At 69.3% G+C, this 21,613-nt stretch carries 22 protein-coding genes; 18 read left to right on the top strand and 4 right to left on the bottom strand.

Annotated features, from left to right (window positions below; translation table 11 throughout):
• Positions 1 to 12: 12 nt before the first annotated feature.
• From prcB to AB0I28_RS18370, 4 genes are all read left to right on the top strand, one after another.
• The gene (prcB, locus tag AB0I28_RS18385; protein WP_357495132.1) at positions 13 to 822 is read left to right on the top strand and encodes a proteasome subunit beta; all 810 of its coding nucleotides are present in this window, start codon (positions 13 to 15) and stop codon (positions 820 to 822) included.
• Positions 823 to 866: 44 nt separating this feature from the next.
• Positions 867 to 1,715 carry a proteasome subunit alpha gene (gene prcA / locus AB0I28_RS18380; protein ID WP_357494670.1) on the top strand — a complete coding sequence of 283 codons (849 nt, stop codon included), beginning with the start codon at positions 867 to 869 and terminating at the stop codon, positions 1,713 to 1,715.
• A 158-nt stretch (positions 1,716 to 1,873) separates the two neighbouring features.
• The gene (gene pafA, locus AB0I28_RS18375) at positions 1,874 to 3,235 is read left to right on the top strand and encodes a Pup--protein ligase (RefSeq protein WP_357494668.1); all 1,362 of its coding nucleotides are present in this window, start codon (positions 1,874 to 1,876) and stop codon (positions 3,233 to 3,235) included.
• A gap of 96 nt (positions 3,236 to 3,331) precedes the next feature.
• Positions 3,332 to 3,748, top strand: coding sequence for a hypothetical protein (locus tag AB0I28_RS18370; RefSeq protein WP_357495151.1), 417 nt, complete (start codon positions 3,332 to 3,334; stop codon positions 3,746 to 3,748).
• Positions 3,749 to 3,797: 49 nt separating this feature from the next.
• Here AB0I28_RS18370 and AB0I28_RS18365 read toward each other — a convergent pair whose 3' ends face one another.
• A complete protein-coding gene (locus AB0I28_RS18365; RefSeq protein ID WP_357494667.1) occupies positions 3,798 to 4,874 on the bottom strand; it encodes a DUF3866 family protein in 1,077 nt (358 codons plus the stop codon).
• Positions 4,875 to 4,953: 79 nt separating this feature from the next.
• Between AB0I28_RS18365 and AB0I28_RS18360 the strand changes: the two genes are divergently transcribed.
• The 8 genes from AB0I28_RS18360 (at position 4,954) to AB0I28_RS18325 (ending at position 10,910) form a co-directional block, all read left to right on the top strand.
• Positions 4,954 to 5,949: a WYL domain-containing protein gene (locus AB0I28_RS18360; RefSeq protein ID WP_357494665.1), complete on the top strand. Its 996-nt coding sequence runs from the start codon at positions 4,954 to 4,956 to the stop codon at positions 5,947 to 5,949.
• The gene (locus AB0I28_RS18355) at positions 5,946 to 6,908 is read left to right on the top strand and encodes a WYL domain-containing protein (RefSeq protein ID WP_357494663.1); all 963 of its coding nucleotides are present in this window, start codon (positions 5,946 to 5,948) and stop codon (positions 6,906 to 6,908) included. The genes AB0I28_RS18360 and AB0I28_RS18355 overlap by 4 nt, the downstream gene beginning before the upstream one ends.
• A 10-nt stretch (positions 6,909 to 6,918) precedes the next feature.
• Entirely contained in the window at positions 6,919 to 7,143 is a 225-nt protein-coding gene (locus tag AB0I28_RS18350; protein WP_357494661.1) for a hypothetical protein, read from the top strand.
• Between the two features lie 175 nt (positions 7,144 to 7,318).
• The gene (gene tatA / locus AB0I28_RS18345; protein WP_357494660.1) at positions 7,319 to 7,600 is read left to right on the top strand and encodes a Sec-independent protein translocase subunit TatA; all 282 of its coding nucleotides are present in this window, start codon (positions 7,319 to 7,321) and stop codon (positions 7,598 to 7,600) included.
• Positions 7,601 to 7,625: 25 nt separating this feature from the next.
• Positions 7,626 to 8,591, top strand: coding sequence for a twin-arginine translocase subunit TatC (tatC, locus tag AB0I28_RS18340; RefSeq protein ID WP_357494658.1), 966 nt, complete (start codon positions 7,626 to 7,628; stop codon positions 8,589 to 8,591).
• 73 nt (positions 8,592 to 8,664) lie between these two features.
• Positions 8,665 to 9,051, top strand: coding sequence for a hypothetical protein (locus tag AB0I28_RS18335; protein ID WP_357494656.1), 387 nt, complete (start codon positions 8,665 to 8,667; stop codon positions 9,049 to 9,051).
• Between the two features lie 53 nt (positions 9,052 to 9,104).
• Positions 9,105 to 10,328 carry a GNAT family N-acetyltransferase gene (locus AB0I28_RS18330; RefSeq protein WP_357494654.1) on the top strand — a complete coding sequence of 408 codons (1,224 nt, stop codon included), beginning with the start codon at positions 9,105 to 9,107 and terminating at the stop codon, positions 10,326 to 10,328.
• A gap of 3 nt (positions 10,329 to 10,331) precedes the next feature.
• Positions 10,332 to 10,910: a GNAT family N-acetyltransferase gene (locus AB0I28_RS18325; protein ID WP_357494652.1), complete on the top strand. Its 579-nt coding sequence runs from the start codon at positions 10,332 to 10,334 to the stop codon at positions 10,908 to 10,910.
• 64 nt (positions 10,911 to 10,974) lie between these two features.
• On the opposite strand, the gene AB0I28_RS18320 is transcribed toward AB0I28_RS18325, so the two are convergent.
• Positions 10,975 to 11,448 (bottom strand): Hsp20/alpha crystallin family protein, encoded by a 474-nt coding sequence (locus AB0I28_RS18320; protein WP_357494650.1) that lies wholly within the window; start codon positions 11,446 to 11,448, stop codon positions 10,975 to 10,977.
• An 88-nt stretch (positions 11,449 to 11,536) separates the two neighbouring features.
• Positions 11,537 to 12,253 (bottom strand): HAD-IA family hydrolase, encoded by a 717-nt coding sequence (locus AB0I28_RS18315; protein ID WP_357494648.1) that lies wholly within the window; start codon positions 12,251 to 12,253, stop codon positions 11,537 to 11,539.
• 163 nt (positions 12,254 to 12,416) lie between these two features.
• Here AB0I28_RS18315 and AB0I28_RS18310 point away from each other — a divergent pair, with 163 nt between their 5' ends.
• Positions 12,417 to 15,119, top strand: a complete 2,703-nt coding sequence (locus AB0I28_RS18310) for a DEAD/DEAH box helicase (RefSeq protein WP_357494646.1) — start codon at positions 12,417 to 12,419, stop codon at positions 15,117 to 15,119.
• Positions 15,120 to 15,153: 34 nt separating this feature from the next.
• Here AB0I28_RS18310 and AB0I28_RS18305 read toward each other — a convergent pair whose 3' ends face one another.
• Positions 15,154 to 16,053, bottom strand: coding sequence for a 5'-3' exonuclease (locus AB0I28_RS18305; RefSeq protein ID WP_357494644.1), 900 nt, complete (start codon positions 16,051 to 16,053; stop codon positions 15,154 to 15,156).
• A 50-nt stretch (positions 16,054 to 16,103) separates the two neighbouring features.
• On the opposite strand from AB0I28_RS18305, the gene AB0I28_RS18300 reads away from it, so the two are divergent.
• The 5 genes from AB0I28_RS18300 to AB0I28_RS18280 all read left to right on the top strand — a co-directional run bounded on the left by AB0I28_RS18300 (position 16,104) and on the right by AB0I28_RS18280 (position 21,613).
• The gene (locus AB0I28_RS18300) at positions 16,104 to 17,231 is read left to right on the top strand and encodes a Xaa-Pro peptidase family protein (protein WP_357494642.1); all 1,128 of its coding nucleotides are present in this window, start codon (positions 16,104 to 16,106) and stop codon (positions 17,229 to 17,231) included.
• Complete coding sequence (locus AB0I28_RS18295; RefSeq protein WP_357494640.1) at positions 17,228 to 18,370, top strand: acyl-CoA dehydrogenase family protein; 1,143 nt, start codon at positions 17,228 to 17,230, stop codon at positions 18,368 to 18,370. Before AB0I28_RS18300 ends, AB0I28_RS18295 begins: the two co-directional genes overlap by 4 nt.
• A 359-nt stretch (positions 18,371 to 18,729) precedes the next feature.
• Positions 18,730 to 19,206, top strand: a complete 477-nt coding sequence (locus AB0I28_RS18290) for a lamin tail domain-containing protein (RefSeq protein ID WP_357494638.1) — start codon at positions 18,730 to 18,732, stop codon at positions 19,204 to 19,206.
• A gap of 92 nt (positions 19,207 to 19,298) precedes the next feature.
• Complete coding sequence (pyk, locus tag AB0I28_RS18285; protein WP_357495130.1) at positions 19,299 to 20,726, top strand: pyruvate kinase; 1,428 nt, start codon at positions 19,299 to 19,301, stop codon at positions 20,724 to 20,726.
• On the top strand, positions 20,723 to 21,613 hold the full coding sequence (locus AB0I28_RS18280) for an acyl-CoA thioesterase II (RefSeq protein WP_357494636.1): 891 nt from the start codon (positions 20,723 to 20,725) through the stop codon (positions 21,611 to 21,613). Before pyk ends, AB0I28_RS18280 begins: the two co-directional genes overlap by 4 nt.

The following is a 21,613-nucleotide window of genomic DNA, read 5'->3' as shown; positions in this document are numbered from 1 at the left end:
TTCCCGGGACGGATGCCGGCGGCGTTCAGCGCGACCGGTTCGTCGTCGTTCACCGAGTTCCTTCAGGCGGCGGCGCCTGAGTTTCTGCCGGGCCGGCGGCCGCTGCCGCCGGGGGATTTGTCGCATGCTTCGCCGCACGCGACGACGATCGTGGCGATGACCTATGAGGGTGGCGTGGTGATGGCCGGCGACCGGCGGGCCACGCAGGGGAATCTGATCGCGAGTCGCGACATCGAGAAGGTCTTCGCCTCCGACGTGTACTCGCTGGTGGGTTTCGCGGGTACGGCGGGTCTCGGTCTGGAGCTGGTGCGCCTGTTCCAGGTGGAGCTGGAGCACTTCGAGAAGATCGAGGGGACTCCGCTCTCCTTGCACGGGAAGGCGAACCGGCTGGCGACGATGGTTCGCGGCAACTTGTCGGCGGCCATGCAGGGCCTGGCGGCCGTGCCGTTGTTCGCCGGTTACGACCTCGACTCGCGTGAGCCGGGCAAGGCGGGCCGGATCTTCTCCTACGACGTGATCGGCGGTCTCTACGAGGAGCGCGACTACGACGGGATCGGTTCGGGTTCGCTCTTCGCGCGTTCGGCGCTGAAGAAGCGGTTCCGGCCGGGCGCCGACGTCGACACCGCGGTGAAGTGGGCGGTGGAGTCGCTCTACGACGCCGCCGATGAGGACAGTGCCACGGGTGGTCCGGACCTGACGCGGGGGTTGTTCCCGGTCATCATGACGGCTTCGGCCGAGGGGACCGTGCGGATCCCGGACGCCGAGGTCGAGCGTCTCGCGCGCGATGTGATCGGGGAGAGGTCGGAGTACCCCGGGCGTTAGGTCGGGTTGTCGGTTTGCCGTTGTCCTGAAGGGAGTTCGTCGTCATGGCCATGCAGTTCTACACCTCGCCCGAGCAGATCATGCGGGACCGTTCGGAGTATGCCCGTAAGGGGATCGCCCGCGGTCGCAGTGTCGTGGTGCTGAGTTTCGCCGGTGGTGTTCTGTTCGTCGCGGAGAATCTGTCGACCGCGCTGCACAAGATCAGTGAGATCTATGACCGGATCGGTTTCGCGGCCGTGGGCCGCTATAACGAGTTCGAGAATCTGCGGGCCGCCGGTGTGCGGATGGCGGATCTGCGGGGTTATGCCTATGACCGCCGTGATGTGACGGCGTGGCCCTTGGCGAATGTGTTCGCGCAGAACCTTGGTGCGATCTTCACCGAGTCCACGAAGCCTTTCGAGGTCGAGGTGTGCGTCGCCGGTGTCGGTGCGACGCCGGAGGACGATGAGCTTTACCGCCTGACCTATGACGGTTCCATCAACGATGAGCCGGGCTTTGTGGCGATGGGCGGCCAGTCGGAGCAGATCGGTACGAAGGTGCGCGAGTCGCATCGGGTGGAGGCCGACCTGGAGGAGGCGCTGCGGCTCGCGGTGCGTGCTCTGGGGAGCATCGGCGGCGACGGTGGTGCGCAGCGTGAGCTGAAGGCCGACCAGCTTGAGGTCGCGGTGCTGGATCGGGGCCGTCCGGGGCGTTCGTTCCGGCGGATTCGCGGTGCGGCGCTGGAGGCGCTGCTGCTGCCTTCGGCGGAGGTGGGGGCCGAGGTGGTCGAGCCGGTGGATCCGCAGACGCCTGAGTCGGACAGTCCGGCGGACCCTCAGCCGCCCGCGGTGGCCAAGGACATTGTGGACGTCGAGCTGCCGTCCGATGAGGACGGCGACGGTAAGAAGGCCTGAGGGCCTGCGAGAACGTGGTTCACACGCTGCCCGGTGCCGGTCTCGGCGCCGGGCGCGCTGCGTTAGCGGGCGGTGTCGTGGTCACTCTGGGTCGCCTCGCCGAAAACAGTCTGGCTCGACACTGTGGACTTGTCGGCTTCGACCGGTAGTGTCGTCGCATGGACAGGCGGATTTTCGGTCTGGAGACCGAGTTTGGTGTGACCTGTACGTTCCGTGGGCAGCGTCGTCTCTCTCCGGATGAGGTGGCGCGGTACCTGTTCCGGCGGGTGGTGAGCTGGGGCCGGTCTAGCAACGTCTTCCTGCGCAATGGTGCGCGTTTGTACCTTGATGTGGGTTCGCACCCGGAGTACGCCACGCCGGAGTGCGATTCGGTCGTCGAGCTGGTCAAGCACGACCGGGCGGGCGAGCGGATCCTGGAGGGCCTGCTCATCGACGCCGAGCGCCGGCTGCACGACGAGGGCATCGCCGGGGACATTTATCTGTTCAAGAACAATACCGATTCGGCCGGCAATTCATATGGGTGTCACGAGAATTTCCTGGTGTCGCGGCACGGCGAATTCGGTCGGCTGGCCGATATCCTCATCCCATTCCTGGTGACCCGTCAGCTGATCTGCGGAGCCGGAAAGGTGCTGCAGACTCCGCGTGGCGCGGTGTACTGCCTTTCCCAGCGTGCCGAGCACATCTGGGAGGGCGTGTCCTCGGCGACGACCCGCTCTCGGCCGATCATCAACACCCGCGATGAGCCGCACGCCGACGCCGAGCGCTACCGGCGCCTGCACGTGATCGTCGGCGACTCGAACATGAACGAGGTGACGACGCTGCTGAAGGTGGGCAGCGCGGACCTGGTGCTGCGGATGATCGAGTCGGGTGTGGCGATGCGCGACCTGACCTTGGAGAACCCGATCCGGGCGATCCGCGAGGTCTCCCACGACATCACCGGCCGCCGGAAGGTCCGTCTGGCCAACGGGCGTGAGGCGAGCGCGCTGCAGATTCAGCAGGAGTACCTGATGAAGGCGGCGGACTTCGTGGAGCGTCGTGGTGGTGATGAGACGGCCAAGCGTGTGGTGGAGTTGTGGGGTCGTGTGCTGGCGGCGGTGGAGGCGGAGAATCTGTCGGCGGTCGAGCGTGAGATCGACTGGGTCGCGAAGTTGAAGCTGATCGAGCGTTATCGGGCGAAGAACGGTGACATGCCGATGTCCTCGCCGCGGGTGGCGCAGTTGGATCTGGCTTATCACGATGTCCGGCGGGGTCGTGGGCTCTACTATCTGCTGGAGCGTCGGGGGATGGTGGATCGGATCGCGAATGATGTGGAGATCTTCGAGGCGAAGGAGCGTCCGCCTCAGACGACTCGTGCGCGGTTGCGGGGTGAGTTCATTCGGAAGGCGCAGGAGCGTCGTCGTGATTTCACGGTCGACTGGGTGCACTTGAAGCTGAATGACCAGGCGCAGCGCACGGTGTTGTGCAAGGATCCGTTCCGGTCGCGTGATGAGCGGGTGGATAAGCTGATTGCTGGAATGTGACGGCGTCGATGGCGGTGGTGAGTGATGGGTTCGTCTGATCCGGTGCGTTCGGGGGCGTCGGTGGGTGCCGAGGGTTCTGACACGAGGGCGGTCGACGTGGAGGTGGCGGCGCTGAATGCCGATCTGCGTGCTGAGGAGGCTGCGGCGGCTGCGGCGGCGAGGAGGGCTGAGGCGAAGGCACAGGCTCAGGCTCAGGCGCTGAATGCCGATCTGCGTGCTGAGGAGGCTGCGGCGGCTGCGGCGGCGAAGAGGGCTGAGGCGAAGGCGAGTGCGCAGGCTCAGGCTCAGGGCGGTGCCGAGGTCGGGAGTGCTGCTGAGTCGGAGGCCGGTGCCCGGTCGGGGGCGGTGCTCGGTGAGGAGCCGAAGCTGTCGCGTCTGGAGAGGCGCCGGGCGAAGATCCGTGCTGAGATCGAGCGGAATCGGCGTGGGGATTACAAGGTTCCGACGTGGGTCTTGGCGGTGGCGTTGGTGGTCTTCGTGGCGGGTTGGGCGGCGTTGATCGTGTTCGCTTGAGTTGTTCGCTGGAGGCGGTCGGCCGTTGGGCCGGCCGCTTTCGGTGTGTCTAGAGGAGGTGGGCGGCGTGGCGGCCGGTGGCGGCGTTGGTGAGGAAGTAGGCGTGGTCGGCGTCGAGTCCGCGGCCCATGGTGGAGAGTTTGACGGGGAGGTCGCGCAGCGCCTGGTCGAGGCCGGTGGTGCCGACGGTGATGACGCGGTGGCGGGTCAGGGCGGGGAGTTGGGTGTCGATGAGCGCTTTGAGTTCGGGGTCCAGTCCTTCGGGGAGGACGAGGTCGGCCTGGGCGAGGGCGACCCTGCCGTAGGCGGTGATGCTGTGGTGGGAGATGCCGACGTGGCGGGAGCGTTTGTCGGCGTCGCTGACGCGTAGCGCTCCGATGGGTCGGCCGCCGAGGGTGTGGGTGGCGTTGATCGCTTCGCCGGTGCTGGTGCCGGAGAATCCCCAGGTGGTGCCGGTGCCGAGGTTGCCGGGGCCTTGGGTGGTGATGGTGATCTCGGCGCGGAGGGCGTGGCGGGCGGCGAGTAGGCCGGTGTGGATGTTGGTGCTTTCGAGGTCGCCGCCGAAGGCTTGGCCGATGGTGACGGTGCCGGTGAGGTGGGGGGCGAGGGCGTCGAGGGTGCGGGAGAACGCGGCCGGGAGTGCTCCGCCGTCGCTCATGACGTAGGCGACGCGGGTGCCGGGCCGGGTTTGGTGGATGCCGGCGAGGATGGCGGGCAGGGCGCTGTGCAGGTCGGCGGTGACGACGGGCATGCCGTCGATGTCGTCGGCGGTGGCGAGGGTCTCGCGGTGTGGTGAGGCTTCTTCGTCGGCGGCGAGGAGCATCGTCTGGAGTGGGCTGTAGCGGGCTTTGACGATGTGGCCGGGGGAGTCGCTGTCGGCGGGGAGGTTGTCGGGGATGGCGATGACGTGGGCGTAGCCGCCGGTGCCGAGGCCTGCTTTGAGGGCGTTGGTGTTGAGGATGACCCGGTCTCCCGGGCGGGGGGTGCCGACGAGGTCGGTGTAGGCGAGTGCCTTCACGTGTGGGGGGTCGTCGGGGGCGCGCGGGTCGAGTTCGATGTCGAGTTCGACGGCGCCTTTCCATGTGTTCCGGTGTCGGGTAACTGTTCCGGTTCGCCATCGCACCACGGCGTGGAGGTTAGCAGGGGCGGGTGAGTTGGCTGGCTGGCGGAGGTGGCCGCGCGTGTCGTGCTGCTAGTTTCGGTGGGTGTCGCGTACCCGAACTGAGCGCCTGGTGAATTTGGTGATCTGTCTGCTGTCGACGCGGCGGTTTCTGACCGCGGCGGAGATCGCCCGTACCGTGCCCGGTTATGAGCACGATTCGCGGGATTCGCGGGCGCATGAGGCTTTTCAGCGGAAGTTCGAGCGTGACAAGGCGGAGCTGCGTGATCTGGGGATCCCGGTGGAGACCGGGACGACGAGTGTCTTCGACACCGAGTCCGGCTATCGCATCGCCCGGCGTGACTATGAGCTGCCGGAGTTGTCCTTCGCGGGAGATGAGGCGGCTGCTTTGGGGGTCGCCGCGAGGTTGTGGCTTCACGCCGGGTTGGCGTCGACGGCGACCTCGGCGCTGGCGAAACTGCGGGCCGGTGGTGCGGAGGTCGACTTGTCGAGTGTTCCGTATGACGACATCGCGCCGGTGAGCACGGTGGACGACGCGCTGGCGCCGATGCTGGCCGCGGTGAACGTGCGCCGGACGGTCGAGTTCGGGTATCGGGCGCCGAGTGCCGATGTCGCCGCGACCCGGCGGTTGGAGCCGTGGGGCGTGGTGTGCTGGCGCGGGCGCTGGTATGTCGTGGGCCGCGATGTCGACCGGGCGGCGGAACGCTGCTTTCGGCTGTCGCGGATCGTCGGTGCCGTCGAGGCGACCGGTCCTGCCGGTGCCTACGAGATTCCGGCCGACTGCGACCTGATCGCCCATGTCGCCGCGTCGCCGCAGGGCCGCGCGGTCACCTCGCGGCGTGCCACCCTGCGGGTGAGTCCGGGCCGCGCCGCGGGCATTCGCCGCCGCGCGGTGCAGATCCTCCCGCGAGCCGGGGCCGTCGACCGCATCGTGGTTCCCTATACCGACGCGCGGGCGCTGGCGACCAGACTGCTGCGGTACGGACCCGACGTGGTGGTCGAGGACCCGCCGGAGGTCCGCAAGGAGATCGTCGCCCTGCTCACCGAGATGGCCGAGTCCGTTCCGGCGGTGGCGCGATGACCATGTCGGCACCGAGCAGGCTGGCCAGGCTGTTGAACCTGGTTCCGTACCTGCAGACCAGGCCCGGTATCCGGGTGGCCGAGGCGGCCGGGGAGCTCGGTGTGACCGAGGCCCAGCTCCGCGACGACTTGACGCTGCTGTGGATGTGCGGCCTGCCCGGATACGGGCCGGGCGACCTGATCGACATGTCCCTCGACGAGGAGACGGTGACGATCACGTTCGGGGCGGAGCTCAACCGCCCGCTGCGCCTGAACTCCGACGAGGCCCTCGCCCTGATCGTGGCCCTGCGTCTGCTCGCCGAGACGCCCGGTCTGCGCGACGTCGACGCCGTGCGGCGCGCCCTGGCGAAACTGGAGTCGGCCTGCGGGGACGCCGCCGCGGCGGCCGGGCGGGTCGAGGTCTCCCTGCGTGCCGCCGACGGCTGGGTTCCGCAGATCCGCAACGCCCTGCGCCATCAGCGGGCGCTGCGCATCACCTACTACACCGCCGGGCGCGACGCCTCCAGCGAGCGCGTCGTCGACCCCATGCGGCTGCTCGTGGTCGACGACTTCACCTACCTGGAGGCGTGGTGCCGCCGGGCGGAGGGGATGCGGCGTTTTCGGCTCGACCGCATCGACGCGCTCGCCGAGCTGGAGGACGCCGCGGCGCCTCCGCCGCAGGCGCGGCCGTCGGACGTGCGCGCCGGGCTGTTCCAGCCTTCCGACGACCAGCCCCTGGTCACCGTGCGGATCGGGCGCGACTCGCGCTGGATCACCGAGTACTACCGCTGCGAGGACGTCCGCGCCGAGTCCGACGGGCGGTGGCTGGTGTCGCTGCGGGCGTCGAACCTGGACTGGGCGGCTCGCTTCGCGCTGGGCTTGGGCGCCGACGCGCAGGTGGTCGCGCCGGCCGAGCTGGCCGACCGGGTCGCCGGGGACGTCCGGGCGGCGCTGGCGGCCTACGACGAGAGCGACGGGTAGGGTCTTCTGCGTGTTCTGGTGGATTCTTGGCGGCGGAGTCGCCGCGGCGCTCGTGGTGCTGGTGCTGTTCATGTTGCCGCTGGTGAAGCGGTTGTTCCGGCTGCGTGCCGAGATGGGTGCGCTGAAAGTGCGCGCCGAGCAGGGTGAGGTTCTGCGCGGCCGGTTGCAGGCTCTGACGGCCGAGGCGCAGACGGTACGCCGACGACTGGAAAATATCCGTTCAGAAGCGCCGTGACATAGGCCATTAGCCGAACGTTTCACGTGAAACGGACATTCGGCCGCTTGACGATCTTCGTTTGTCCAGTCAGGATGGCAGCCGGTGCCGCTCCCGGCCGACGGGTGAACCGGCCCGGCGGGGACGATTTTGGACCCGTAGGATTGGGGTCGTCCCCTTATCAGGAGGTGCCGCTGTGTTCAACGCGCTCAAGCCCTGGCACATCGCCGTTCTTGTCGTGGTGCTGATCTTGCTGTTCGGTGCTAAGAAGCTTCCCGACGCCGCTCGCGGCCTCGGCCGTTCGCTGCGGATCTTGAAGGCCGAGACGAAGAACCTGCGCGACGAGGCCAAGGCAGACGACAAGACCGACGAGATGGACTCGAAGGCCGACGCGCAGCACACGCGCAAGCCGGCCACCATCGAAGGTGAAGCGCTCTCGCAGCCCTCGCGGGACAAGACCCACGAGGACGGTCGCTGACCTCCAAGACGCTTAGAACGCTCTCATGGCCCTGAGAATCCGTCGAGGCGAGAAGAAGAAGAGTCAGTTCGAGCGTGCCTCCGACGGGTCCATGACACTCATGGACCATTTGCGGGAGCTGCGTTCGAGGCTCTTCAAGGCCAGCCTCGGACTCGTCCTAGGTCTCATCATCGGCGTCGCCTTCGCGCAGCCGATCTTGAACTTCATCACCGACCCCTACTGTGACTACATCCGGGACGGCATGATCGAAGCCGGTCAGGACGTCACCAACTTCAAGTGCAGGTTCAACGTCGTCTCGCCGTTGGACGTGTTCATGCTCAACCTGCGGGTCGGGCTGCTCGTGGGGTTCATCCTCTCGGCGCCGGTCTGGCTCTACCAGCTCTGGGCGTTCGTGGCCCCGGGTCTGCACCGCCACGAGCGGAAGTACACCTACCGCTTCGCCGCGGTGGCCGGTCCGCTGTTCATCCTCGGCGCCGGCCTCGGATACCTGGTCATCGCCAAGAGCCTCGAGTTCTTCCTCGGTCTGAGCAACCAGTACGACCTGACACCCGACATCAACGGGTTCTACGACTTCGTCACCAACGTGATGCTGTTGTTCGGCGCCGGCTTCGAGTTCCCCCTGCTGATCGTGGCCCTCAACCTCGTCGGCATCGCCAGCGCCAAGCGGCTCCTCGGCTGGTGGCGCATCGCGACCGTCCTGGTGTTCGTGTTCTGCGCCGTGGTCACCCCCACCCCGGACCCCTTCGGGATGACGGCACTGGCCATCCCCATGGTCGGCATGTACTTCGCCGCCGTCGGCTTCGCGTTCCTGCACGACAAGCGCAAGGCCAAGCGACAGGCCGCCGCCTGGGGCGACGTGGACGACGACGAGGCCTCCGAGATCGACGAGGTGGCCGTCGACGGCGACGACAAGGTCGCCACGGTCGACGACCCGACGCCCGTCAGTCCCGCCGCACCACCGGCGCGACGCTACGACGACGACGTCACCTAGAAGTACGAAAACCGCTCTCCGAAGCGCCCGGCGGACTCTTCCGCCGGGCGCTTCGCGCTGCTACGGTGCCCGCATGCCGCGACCCTTACATGTCATCAACCGGATCCTGCGGGCCTTGCTCACCCTGGGCGGGATCGGTCTCTTCTTCGCCCGCGACACGCTCGGCGAGCATTGGTCAATTCTCGGAGTCATCGCCGCCATCACCGCCGTGGGCCTCTCACCGGCGCTGTGGCCCGCCCTTCCCGACCGCGCCGACAAGCCCATCCCGCCCCGGCTGTCGCAACCGGCCCCGCCGGCTCCGCAGCCACCGCAGAACGCCTACCAGCCCCCCGCCCAGCAGGCCTACCAGCCGGTCCAGCAGCAGTACCAGGCGCCCGCGCAGGGCACCACGTACGGTGGCCAGACCTCCTCACCGCAGCAGTGGCCGGGACAACAGCAACACGGCCAGCACCCTCAGTGACAAGATCGCAAACGGCTCGACGCCCGTCATGCCCGTGAGGTAGACAAACGGGCATGACCGACCATCCGTTCACCCTCCGGCCAGCGGCAGACGACGACCTCGAAGCGATCACCGAGACCTTCACCTCGGGCTTCCTGATGGACAACACGCCGGAGTTCGCCGACGGGATCCGTCCCGTCTACGAGCCCGGACGCTGGCTCCTGGCCGAGGACGGCGACCGCCTCATCGGCACCTCGGCGATCTTCACCCGCGACCTCTCGGTGCCCGGCGCGGTCATCCCCGCGGCCCACGTCAGCGGCGTGTCGGTGCGCCCCACCGACCGCCGCCGCGGCGTCCTGTCGGCCATGATGCGCCGGCAGCTCACCGAGGCGCCCGAGCCCGTCGCGGCGCTCTGGGCCTCCCAGAGCGCCCTCTACCGCCGCTACGGCTACCGCGACGCCGCCGACGCCGTCAGCTACAGCGGCGACCTCCGCCTCGCCGGCGTCCCGCAGTCCACCGTCTCCGGCCGCATCCGCGAGATCACTCCCGAGCAGGCGCGCGAAAACCTCCCCGAGGTGTACGCCGAAGCCGTCGGGCAACGCCCGGGCCTGTCCACCCGCCCCAACGGCTGGTGGGACAAGCGCCTCCAGGACCCGCAGAGCCAGCGCCACGGCGCCGGCGCCCGCCGCGTCCTCGTGCACGAGAACACCGAAGGCGCCGTCGACGGCTATGTCCTGTGGCGTTCGGAGATGAAGTGGGGCGAGGCCGGCCCGGCCTACAACCTGATCGTCGAGGAGTTCATCGCCGCCGACACCGACGTGTACCTGGCCCTGTGGCACTTCCTGTCCGGCCTCGACTTCGCCGCCACCTTCACCTGGCGGCGCGGCGCGGCCTTCGACGAGCGCCTCCGCCACCTCGTCGGCGAACCGCGCCACCTTCAGCCGCGCTTCACCGACGCGCTGTGGATCCGCCTCGTCGACCTCCCCGCCGCGCTCACCGCCCGCGCCTACATGCGCGACCTCGACGTGGTCCTGGACGTCACCGACCCCATCGTCGAGGCCAACCGCGGCCGCTGGCGCCTCGTGGTCCGTGACGGCGAGGCCACCTGCGAGCGAACCGACCGGCCCGCCGCGCTCGCCATGGGAGTCGACGTGCTCGGCGGGATCTATCTCGGGGGCCGCCCGCTGCGCCTCTACGCGAGCCTCGGCCAGGTCACCGAGCACCTGAGCGGCGCCGTCGACGCCGCCACGACGGCCTTCTCGTGGCCGGTCGCCCCCACCGGAATCGAGGTCTTCTGACCCATGCGGCTCACCTTTCCGCTGCGCACCGAGCGGCTCGACCTGCGGCCGCTCGGCCCCGGCGACCTCGACGACGTGCACGCCTACCGCTCCCGCCCCGACGTCGTCTCCTACCTGCTGTGGGACGTCCAGAGCCGTGAGCAGGTCGCCGAGAAGCTGGCGGAGGACGCCACCATCGTCGACTTCCACACCGGCAAGGGACTCAAGCTCGCCGTCGTCGAGCGCGAGAGCGGACGGGTCATCGGCGACGTGTGCCTGTTCGGCTTCGATCCCGACTTCCGTCACGCCGAGACCGGCTACATCATGAACCCGGAGTTCGCGGGCAAGGGCTACGCCACCGAGGCCGCCCGCGAAATGCTGCGGATCGGTTTCGAGATCTACGATCTGCACCGGATCTACGCCCGCTGCGACGAGGACAACACGGCCTCGTGGCGCCTGATGGAGCGAATCGGCATGCGCCGCGAGGCGACCTTCGTGCGCAACGAGATCCTCTGGTACTCCAAGCATCGCGAGGACCCGTGGACCACTGAGCTGGTCTACGCGATGCTGGAGGACGAGTGGCGCGAGAAGCACCGCGCCTGACCGGGAACACGCTTGTGGGCGGCGGAGGAATCCGCCGCCCACCGCTCATCGCGTGCTGTTCGATCTACTCCGCGTCGACGGCCTTCACCGAGGCGGACTCGCCGCCTTCGACGGCGATCTTCACCGGCTCCGGGGCGGGCTTGGTGACCTCGTGGACCCGGACGGTCAGGACGCCGTGCTCGTAGTTGGCCTTGACGTTGTCCGCGGCGACACCGGCGGGCAGCCGGAAGTCGGTGCGGAAGCGGCCGTGGCGACGGCCGCGGGCCAGGACGCGCTGACCCTCGGCGACCTCGGTGGCGTTGCGCTCACCGGAGATCGTCAGACGGCGCGGCGCGACCTCGATGTCGATGTCGGCCGGGGAGAGCCCCGGAAGCTCGACACTGATGACGACGTCGTTTCCGTCGGCGATCACGTCGGCGGCGGGTGCGATCCCGTCGGCGGCGCGGGGGGCCGTGCCGAAGAACCGGGTCACGATCCGGTCGAACTCGGTGTCGGCGCGGTCGAGGCGGGCGGTCGGTTCCCAGTAACGCAACACCATCGTGGTGCCTCCTCGTTTCTCACGTTCGTCGATTAGCACTCCCATGGGTCGAGTGCCAACGTGAGTAGAGACGTCGCAGGTGGGTGCCTTAATTCCGTTCGGTGAGCCGGATCACCGCGTCGAGTCCGTGGACCGTTCCGGCGGGGGTGACGGGCAGCAGCAGGGTGCGGCATCCGGCGTTCACCGCCGCCGCGTCGGCGAGCGTGTCGCCCACCATCAGCGCGTCCTCGCACTCGACGTCCAGCAGCATGCACGCGCGCTGGAAGATCGCCGGATCCGGTTTGCACACGCCCAGTTCGTAGGACAGCAGCCACACGTCGACCAGCTCGTCGAGTCCCAGGTGCTTGGCGACGGGCCGCAGGTCGAAACCGATGTTGCTGACCACCGCCGTCGGGATGCCGCGCTCCCGCAGGGTCGTGAGCATCCCCAGCGTGTCGGCGTAGTTGAGCCACCCCTCCGGGGACACCAGACGGGCGTAAAGGGCCTCTGCCAGCCCTTCGAAGCCGAGACGGGGATTGTCCTCCCAGACCTGCGCGGCGAGCCCTGTGAAGGCTTCCTCGTGGTCTGCCTCCGTCAGGTCCCGGTTCGCCCACGCCGCCGCCAGACGCGGCCGCACGCGCAAGGGCCCCGGGCCGCTCGGCCAGCCGGCGAGGTTGAGGGCGTCGGCGATGGCGGTGATCCGGATGGGATCGAGTTCGACCTCGCATGCCGCCGCCGCGCGGGCGACGGCGACGGGCGCCGGCTCGATCTGGGCGATGGTGCCGTGGAAGTCCAGCAGTACGGCTTTCGGTGTGTTTCCGGCCACGCACCCGACCCTATCGAGAGGCCTTGGACAGGGATGTGGCTGGTGTCGGCGGCGGGGTTCGGACAGCGGGGATCTAGGCTGAACGGTCAGGCATGATCCATTTACCGCTTTCGCCTGCGGCGCGGTCTTAGGACTTGACGCACCCGACCGTTAGGGTTGGAACATGAGTAGTCCCGCCGAGCGGTATTCCGCGGCCCGCAGGCGGGCGACGTACCCCGCGCTCGCCGAGTTCACGGCCTCGCTCGAATTCGGGCTCGACGACTTCCAGGTGCGCGCTTGCGAGGCCCTTGAGGGCGGGTCGGGCGTCCTCGTGTGCGCGCCGACCGGGGCGGGCAAGACCGTCGTCGGCGAGTTCGCCGTCCACATGGCGCGGGCCACGGACCGCAAGTGCTTCTACACCACGCCGATCAAGGCGCTGTCGAACCAGAAGTACGCCGATCTGGTGCGGATCTACGGTCCCGACGAGGTGGGTCTGCTGACCGGTGACACCGTGATCAACGGTGACGCGCCGGTCCTGGTCATGACCACCGAGGTCCTGCGCAACATGCTCTATGCGAGTTCGGCGACCTTGGACGGTCTGGGTTATGTGGTCATGGACGAGGTGCACTACCTCGCTGACCGCTTCCGTGGTGCCGTGTGGGAAGAGGTGATCATTCACCTTCCGGCGTCGGTCACGTTGATCTCGCTGTCGGCGACGGTGTCGAACGCCGAGGAGTTCGCCGACTGGCTGGTGAGCGTGCGGGGGCGTACCGAGGTGATCGTCTCGGAGCATCGTCCGGTTCCGTTGTGGCAGCACATGCTGGTGGGGCGGCGGATGTTCGACCTGTTCGGCGACGCCGACGCCGCCGAGCATCGTGAGGTGAATCCGCAGTTGCTGCGTTATACGCGTGAGCAGCAGCGGCGTCTGGGTTTCGACCATCGGGGCCGTCCGAGGCGTGGCAGGCCGGTGAACCGTCCGGACGTGATCGCGCGTCTCGACGACGAGGGTCTGCTGCCGGCGATCGTGTTCATTTTCAGCCGGGCGGGCTGCGACGCGGCGGTGCAGCAGTGCATGCGGGCGGGCCTGCACCTGACGAACGCGGTGGAGCGCGCCGAGATAACCCGGATCGTGGAGGAGCGGACCAGCGGCATCGCCGCCGACGATCTGCACGCGCTGGGGTACTGGGACTGGTTCGACGCGCTCAGGCGCGGGCTGGCGGCGCATCACGCGGGTCTGCTGCCGGTGTTCAAGGAGGTCGTCGAGGAGTTGTTCTCGGCGGGTCTGGTCAAGGCGGTGTTCGCCACCGAGACACTGGCGCTGGGCATCAACATGCCCGCGCGGTGTGTGGTGCTGGAGCGCCTGGTGAAGTTCAACGGTGACGCGCACGTCGACATCACGCCGGGGGAGTACACGCAGCTGACGGGCCGGGCGGGCCGTCGCGGCATCGACATCGAGGGCCACGCGGTGGTGGCGTGGTCGCCGGAGCTGGATCCGCGGCACGTGGCGGGTCTCGCCTCGACGCGGACCTTCCCGTTGCGTTCGAGTTTCCGTCCGTCGTACAACATGGCGGTCAACCTGGTGGCCTCGCTGGGCGCCGAGCGGGCGCGGGATCTGTTGTCGTCGAGTTTCGCGCAGTTCCAGACCGACCGGGCCGTCGTGGGTCTCGCCGAGCAGGTGCGCACCGCCGAGCTGGCCGCGGCCACGCATGATCGTGACATCAAGTGCCATCTCGGGGACTTCGACGAGTACTACCGGTTGATGCTCGACATCACCGGTAAGGAGAAGTCGCTGGCGCGGTCGGGGAAGGCGGCCCGCCGTGACGCGGTGGCCTCCTCGCTGGCGCATCTGAAGGTCGGCGATGTCATCCACATTCCGGGTGGGAAGCGCGCGGGGCTGGCCGTGGTCCTCGACCCGGGCATTTCGCGCGGGGGTGAGCAGCGTCTGATGGTGCTGACCGAGAATCGGTGGGCGGGGCGGATCGGGGAGAGCGTGTTCGCCGAGCCGGTCGACGCGCTGGCGCACATCAAGGTCCCCCGGCACTTCAACCACAAGATTCCCGCGGCGCGGCGCGACATGGCCGCCAGTGTCCGCAACACCGGGGTCACCGCCGACGGGCCGCGGCGCTCGCGGCGGCGGCTGCCGGAGGGCGAGGATCGTGAGCTGACGGTGCTGCGGGAGCGGCTGCGCACGCATCCGTGCCACGCGTGCCCTGACCGCACCGAGCACGCCGGGTGGGCGAGGCGCCGGCAGCGGCTGCTCGACGACAACGCGCATCTGCGCCGCAAGGTGGATCAGCGCAGCGGTTCGCTCACCCGTGTCTTCGACGCGGTGTGCGACGTGCTCATCTCGCGCGGCTATCTGGCCGACGGTCAGGTCACGCCGCATGGACGGACGTTGTCGCGGTTGTGGACGGAGACGGATCTGCTGGTCGCCGAGTGCCTTCGCGCCGGGATCTGGGACGAGTTGGGGGCTTCGGAGCTGGCGGCGGTGGTCAGCACGGTGCTCTACGAGTCGCGCCGTGACGGTGACCTCCCGGCGGCTTTGCCGCACGGGCCGGTCACGCAGGCGGTCACCGCGACGCTGGGGATCTGGGAGGGCGTGGTCACCGAGGAGCGGGCCAAGCGTCTCGACACCACCCGTGAACCTGATCTGGGTTTCGTGTGGCCGATGTACCGCTGGGCGCGGGGTGAGCCGCTGGCGAAGGTCTTGGCGTCCGCGGCCGGTCCTGACGCGGAGATGCCGGCCGGCGACTTCGTGCGCTGGACCCGCCAGACCGTCGACCTGCTCGGCCAGATCGCCGGTGCCGTGGGGCCCAAGCACCGCCTGCACGAGGTCGCCAAGGACGCCGCCTCGTCGTTGCGTCGCGGGGTCGTCGCCTACGTGTGATGCCGCGGCCCGCGCTCGGGCCGCGGCCTCGGTGTCAGACGGCCTTCGTCTCGGCGATCGCCCCGGCCAGGCGGGTCAGCGGCGAGGCGAGTCCCCAGCGCTCCGAGAGCGCGTCGAGGGCCTGGGGGTCGGCGGGCGCGTCGGGGAGGGTCCCGTCGACCTCCGGGAGCGGTACGTCGGCGACGGTCCGCACGACTGTCGGCGCGGCTTTGAGGTAGTCGGCGGCCTCGGCGAGCGCGGTGCGGATGCGCGCGGTGTGCGCAAAGGGTGAGGACTGTACGAGGGAGTTCCAGTCGGCGTAGAGGTTGATGAGCCGGGCGGCGGTCTTCTCGCCGATGCCTTTGACGCCGGGCAGTCCGTCGGAGGGATCGCCGCGCAGGACGGCGTAGTCGACGTAGCGTGAGGGGTCGACGCCGAAGCGTTCCTTGACCGCCGCGGCGTCGAAGGCCTCGGCCTTGGAGATGCCGCGTCCCAGGTAGACGACCTTGACCTGGGCTTCGTCGTCGACGAGCTGGAAGAGGTCCCGGTCGCCGGTGACGACGTCGACGGGCCCTTTGGCGCGGGCGGCGAGCGTGCACAGCACGTCGTCGGCCTCGTAGCCGGCCGAGCCGATCATCGGGATGCCGTAGGCGGTGAGCACCTCGCGGATGACGTCGACCTGGGGCCCGAGCTCGTCGGGGGCCTCTTCCTCGCCGTCGGTTGCGACGCGGTGGGTCTTGTAGGTGGGGAGCAGGTCGACGCGCCACTGGGGGCGCCAGTCGAGGTCCTCGGCGCACACCAGCTCGCTCGGGCGGCGGGCCCGGATGAGCGTGGCGAGTCCGTCGATGAAGCCGCGAACGGCGTTGACGGGCGTGCCGTCGGGGGCGCGGACCGAGGAGGGCACGCCGTAGAAGGACCGGAACCACAGTCCGGGAGCGTCCACAATCATCAACATGGTGCCAGCCTGCCAGACAGGCCACCTGAACTACCGTTAAGCTCCCCAGCGTGGATGCCGCAACGACGCTGTACACCTCCGAACGCATCGCCGCCGTGCGGGCCTCGACGGCCGCCGCGGGGATCGACGCCCTCGTCATCACCCCAGGTGCCGAACTGCGCTACCTCACCGGCTACGACGCGCACGCGTCGGAGCGGCTGACGGCGCTGGTCGTGCCCGCCGAAGGGCCCGCGACGCTCATCGTGCCGCGCCTGGAACGGCCGCTGGCGGCCTCCTCGCCGCTGCCGGGGACAGGGGTCGGCATCGTCGACTTCGGCGACGGCGTCAACCCCTACGCGCTGCTCGCGTCCTTCCTCGACGAGCACGTCGGCTCCGGCCGCCGTGTCATCGGCGCCGCCGAGCGCATGTGGGCCTCGCACTGGCACGGGATCGAGGCCGCGGTGCCCTCGGCGAGCCTGGCCATGGCGGCGACGGTCCTGTCGCCGCTGCGGATGGTCAAGTCCGCCGCGGAGGTCGCCGAGCTGACCCGGGCGGCCGAGGCCATCGACCGCGTCCACACACGCATGGGGGAGTGGCTGCGCCCCGGCCGCACCGAGCGCGAGGTCGCCGCCGACATCAAGGCCGCCATCGTCGAGGAGGGCCACACGGCCGTCTCCTTCGCCATCGTGGCCGCCGGTCCCAACGGCGCCAGCCCTCACCACGGCGTCTCCGACGCAGTGATCGAGAGCGGGCAGCCCGTCGTCGTCGACATCGGAGGCGTCGTCGACACCGGCTACGGCTCCGACTGCACCCGCACCTACTGCGTCGGTCAGACGCCCGCGGACTTCAACGACTACTACGGGGCCCTTCGCGCCGCCCACCAGGCCGGCGTCGACGCCGTGCGTCCCGGCGTCACCGCCTCCTCCGTCGACGCCGCGACCCGCGCGGTGCTCACCGACGCCGGGTACGGCGAGTTCTTCACCCACCGCACCGGGCACGGCATCGGACTCGACGGGCACGAGGCGCCCTACATCGTCGATGGGGATGACACCGTGCTCGCGCCCGGAATGGCCTTCTCCATCGAACCGGGCGTGTACATCCCCGGCCGGCACGGCGCGCGCATCGAGGACATCGTCGTGTGCACCGAGACCGGGGTGACGCGGCTGGACACACTCCCCACCGAGGTGACCATCCTGTGAAACCCAACCGTCTGCTCCCCTCCGAAGAGGCGGCCGCGATCCTGGAGCTGGCCGCCGACATCGCAGACCGCGAACTGGCGCCCCTCGCCGACGACCACGAAGAGCGCGGGGCCTTCCCGCGCGAGACGATCCGCGTGCTGGGCCGCGCGGGTCTGCTCGGCCTGCCCTACGACGAGGCCGACGGCGGCGGCGGGCAGCCATATGAGGTGTACCTGCAGGTCCTCGAGGTGCTCGCCCAGCGCTGGCTGACCGTCGCCGAGGCGGTCAGCGTGCACACGCTGGCCTGTTACCCCCTGGCGACCTTCGGCTCGCCCGAGCAGCGCGCGGAGCACCTTCCCGCCCTGCTCGGCGGGGAACTGCTCGGCGGCTACTGCCTCAGCGAGCCCGCCGGCGGGTCCGACGCCGCCGCGCTGACCACCCGCGCGGTCCGCGACGGCGACGACTACGTCGTCAACGGGACCAAGGCGTGGATCACCCACGCCGGGGTCGCCGACTTCTACCAGGTCTTCTGCCGCACGGGCGGTCCCGGCGCGGCGGGCGTGTCCTGCCTGTTCGCCGACGCCTCCACGCCCGGCATCGAGGCCGCCCGCCCCGAACGCAAAATGGGCCTCAACGCCTCCCCGACGGCCCAGATCGCCTTCGACGACGCCCGCGTGCCCGCCGAGCGCCTCGTGGGGGAGGAAGGCGCCGGTTTCCGCATCGCGATGTCGGCCCTCGACTCCGGCCGTCTCGGCATCGCCGCCTGCGCGGTGGGCCTGGCGCAGGCCGCGTGCGACTACGCGACGAACTACGCCAAGGAACGCGAGCAGTTCGGCACGCGGATCATCGACTTCCAGGGCGTGGGCTTCATGCTCGCCGACATGGCGACGCAGATCGCCGCGGCGCGCGCGCTCACGCTGGAGGCCGCGCGCCTCAAGGACGCCGGACGGCCCTACAGCACGACCGCGGCCCAGGCGAAGCTGTTCGCCACCGACATGGCCATGAAGGTCACCACCGACGCCGTACAGGTCCTCGGCGGTTACGGATACGTCCGCGACCATCCCGTCGAGCGCTACATGCGCGAGGCGAAGGTCCTCCAGATCGTCGAGGGCACCAACCAGATCCAGCGCATGGTCATCGCCCGCACCATGGGCAAATAACCGAGTACTCCACCGTGATGCCGACGCACATTCTTGTGCGTCGGCATCACGGTCATGTCCGCCTGCCCGGTGTGCCCCACTGTGCCGGGAACACCCGGCTACGCCATCGCCCGCCCGGGTGACGCCGAAGCCACCGCCGCCCGCTAGCGGCGCACTGTGCACGACAAAGTCGCAGGTCAAGATCGGTACAACGGACCGATCGGCCGAGCATTCACCGCCGCTTACGACGAGCTCCCGTAACCGGATGGACACGTACTGTTCCGGCTCTGGCCCCCAGCTCCCGGAAGCGCCGACAGCGCCCCGACGCCCAGCACCACCACAGGGGGGCAGTCCATTGCCCAGGTCCACAAGGAGCATCCATGAACACGCGCCGTCTCACGGTCGCCGCAGCGGCCCTCGCCGCGATGCTGATCGGCCAGTTCGCCCTGGCGAGCGCCGCCCACGCCGCCACCGACCCGAAGACCCTGCACATCGGTTACATCAACTACGACTCGGCGGGCAGGGACTCCGGCTCCAACACGTCCCTCAACGACGAGTGGATCAGGCTCCACAACAACACGACGGGCGCGATCACCCTCACCGGGTACAAGATCAAGGACAAGGCGGGGCACACCTTCACGTTCCCCACCTTCAAGCTGGGCGCCGGGAAGTCCGTCGCGCTGCACACCGGCAAGGGGACGAACTCCGCCGCCCACCTGTACTGGGGCAAGACCTGGTACGTCTGGAACAACACCAGCGACACCGCCTACCTCGTCAAGCCCACCGGCGGGAACAGGGACACCTGCTCCTACCCGACCTCCGACAATCCTCCCGGCGTCGGCTGCCACAGCCGCTGACCCGCCGGAACCGGAGAGGCGCCGACCCCGCTGCGACGGGGGAGGCGCCTTTCCGCCCCGACACATACCGGCAGGCCCACCCGACTACCCTGATCCCCGTGACACGTCGCGCGAAGATCGTATGCACCATCGGCCCCGCCACCGCAACTCCCGACCGGATCCGGGGCCTCGTCGAAGCCGGGATGGACATCGCCCGACTCAACTTCTCCCATGGCAAGCATGCCGACCACGAGCAGGTCTACCAGCTCGTGCGGGAGGCCGCCGCAGCGACGGGGCGGCCCATCGGCATCGTGGCAGACCTGCAGGGCCCCAAGATCAGGCTCGGCACCTTCACCGACGGCCCCGTTCAATGGAGCACGGGCGACCACGTGACCATCACCAGCCAGGACGTACCCGGCACCGCCGAACGCGTCTCGGTCACGTACAAGAAACTCCCCGCCGAGGTACACGCCGGCGACCGGCTCCTCGTCGACGACGGCAAGCTGGCCCTTGAGGTCCTCGACGTCGACACCGACGACATCCGCTGCCTGGTGGTCGAAGGCGGCCAGGTCTCCAACAACAAGGGACTCTCGCTGCCGAACGTGGCGATCAGCGTTCCCGCGCTGTCGGAGAAGGACACCGACGACCTGAGGTTCGCCCTCGGGCTCGGCGTCGACCTGGTGGCGCTGTCCTTCGTGCGCTCGCCGGACGACATCAAGCCGGTGCACGCGATCATGGACGAGCTGGGCGCCCGCCTGCCGGTGCTCGCCAAGATCGAGAAGCCCGAGGCGGTCACCCGTCTCGAGTCGATCGTGATGGCCTTCGACGGGATCATGGTCGCCCGCGGCGACCTGGGCGTCGAACTGCCGCTCGAACAGGTCCCGCTGGTGCAGAAGCACGCCGTGCAGCTGTGCCGCGAGAACGCCAAGCCCGTCATCGTGGCCACGCAGATGCTGGACTCGATGATCGAGAACTCGCGCCCGACCCGCGCCGAGGCCTCCGACGTCGCCAACGCCGTCCTCGACGGCGCCGACGCGGTCATGCTCTCCGGTGAGACCAGCGTCGGCCGCTACCCGATCGTGACGGTGCGGACCATGGCCCGCATCATCGCCACGACCGAGGCCGGCAACTTCGACGCCCCGCACCTGGGCCACGCGCCCCGCACGCAGGGCGGCGCGATCACCGCGGCGGCCATCAACATCGCCGAGGCCATCGACGCCAAGGCCCTGGTCGCGTTCTCGCAGACCGGTGACACCGTGCGGCGCCTGGCGCGCCTGCACAGCGACCTGCCGCTGCTGGCCTTCACGCCCGAGCCCTCGGTGCGCAGCCAGCTGGCCCTGTCGTGGGGCACCGAGTCGTTCCTGGTGCCGTTCGTCCACCACACCGACGAGATGTTCGAGCAGGTCGACCACGCGCTGATCAGCGTCGGCCGCGCCCAGCCGGGCGACCTCGTGGTGATCGTGGCGGGCAGCCCGCCCGGAACCCCCGGTTCGACTAACACCATCCGAGTCCACCGCATCGGTTCGCTGGACAAGGAATGAGCAACCTCGTCGGACAGGACGCGGTGGACGACCTCCTCCGCGTCCTCGACCTCGAACACATCGACGGTGACATCTACCGCGGTGCGGGCCCCCAGGTCGCGCCACAGCGCGTCTTCGGGGGCCAGGTCGCCGGCCAGGCCCTCGTGGCCGCCGGGCGGACCATGAGCGCCGACCGGCACGTCCACTCGCTGCACGGCTACTTCGTGCGTCCCGGCGACTCGACGCTGCCGATCGTGTACGAGGTCGAGCGCATCCGCGACGGCCGGTCCTTCTCCGTACGCCGGGTCGTCGCCCGCCAGCAGGGCAAGACGATCTTCTTCATGTCGGCGTCGTTCCACATCGGGGAGAGCGGACTCGAGCACGCCGACGAGATGCCCGCGGTCCCACCGCCCGACGAGGTGCCCACCCTGGCGAAACGTCTCGCCGACACTCCCGACCGCCTCGGGATCTGGGCGCGCACCCCGCGCCCCATCGACGTGCGCTACATCGGGGAGTCCGGGTTCGCGCGCTCCGGCGCGCGGCCCGCCCACCCCGAGCAGCGGGTGTGGATGAAGGTCGACGGGAAGCTCCCCGACGATCCGCTCATCCACGTCTGCGTCCTGACCTACGCCAGTGACCTGACGCTGCTCGACACCGTGCTCAACAACCACGGCGAGGTCTGGGGCCCGGGCGGCTACCTCGGCACCAGCCTCGACCACGCCCTGTGGTTCCACCGGTCCTTCCGCGCCGACGACTGGTTCCTGTACGACTCGGTCAGCCCCTCGGCCTCGGCCGGGCGCGGTTTGGCGACGGGACGGTTCTTCGCCGCGGACGGGCGGCACATCGCCAGTGCCGTACAGGAGGGGCTGCTGCGCGCGATGCCGTCCGTCCCGCCCGGGGTGCCCTAA

This window comes from Phytomonospora sp. NPDC050363 (assembly GCF_040655735.1).
In the GTDB taxonomy this organism is placed as follows: Bacteria; Actinomycetota; Actinomycetes; order Mycobacteriales; family Micromonosporaceae; genus Phytomonospora.
Note: the sequence above shows the minus strand (reverse complement) of the source record. Positions and strands in the feature narration are given on the sequence as shown.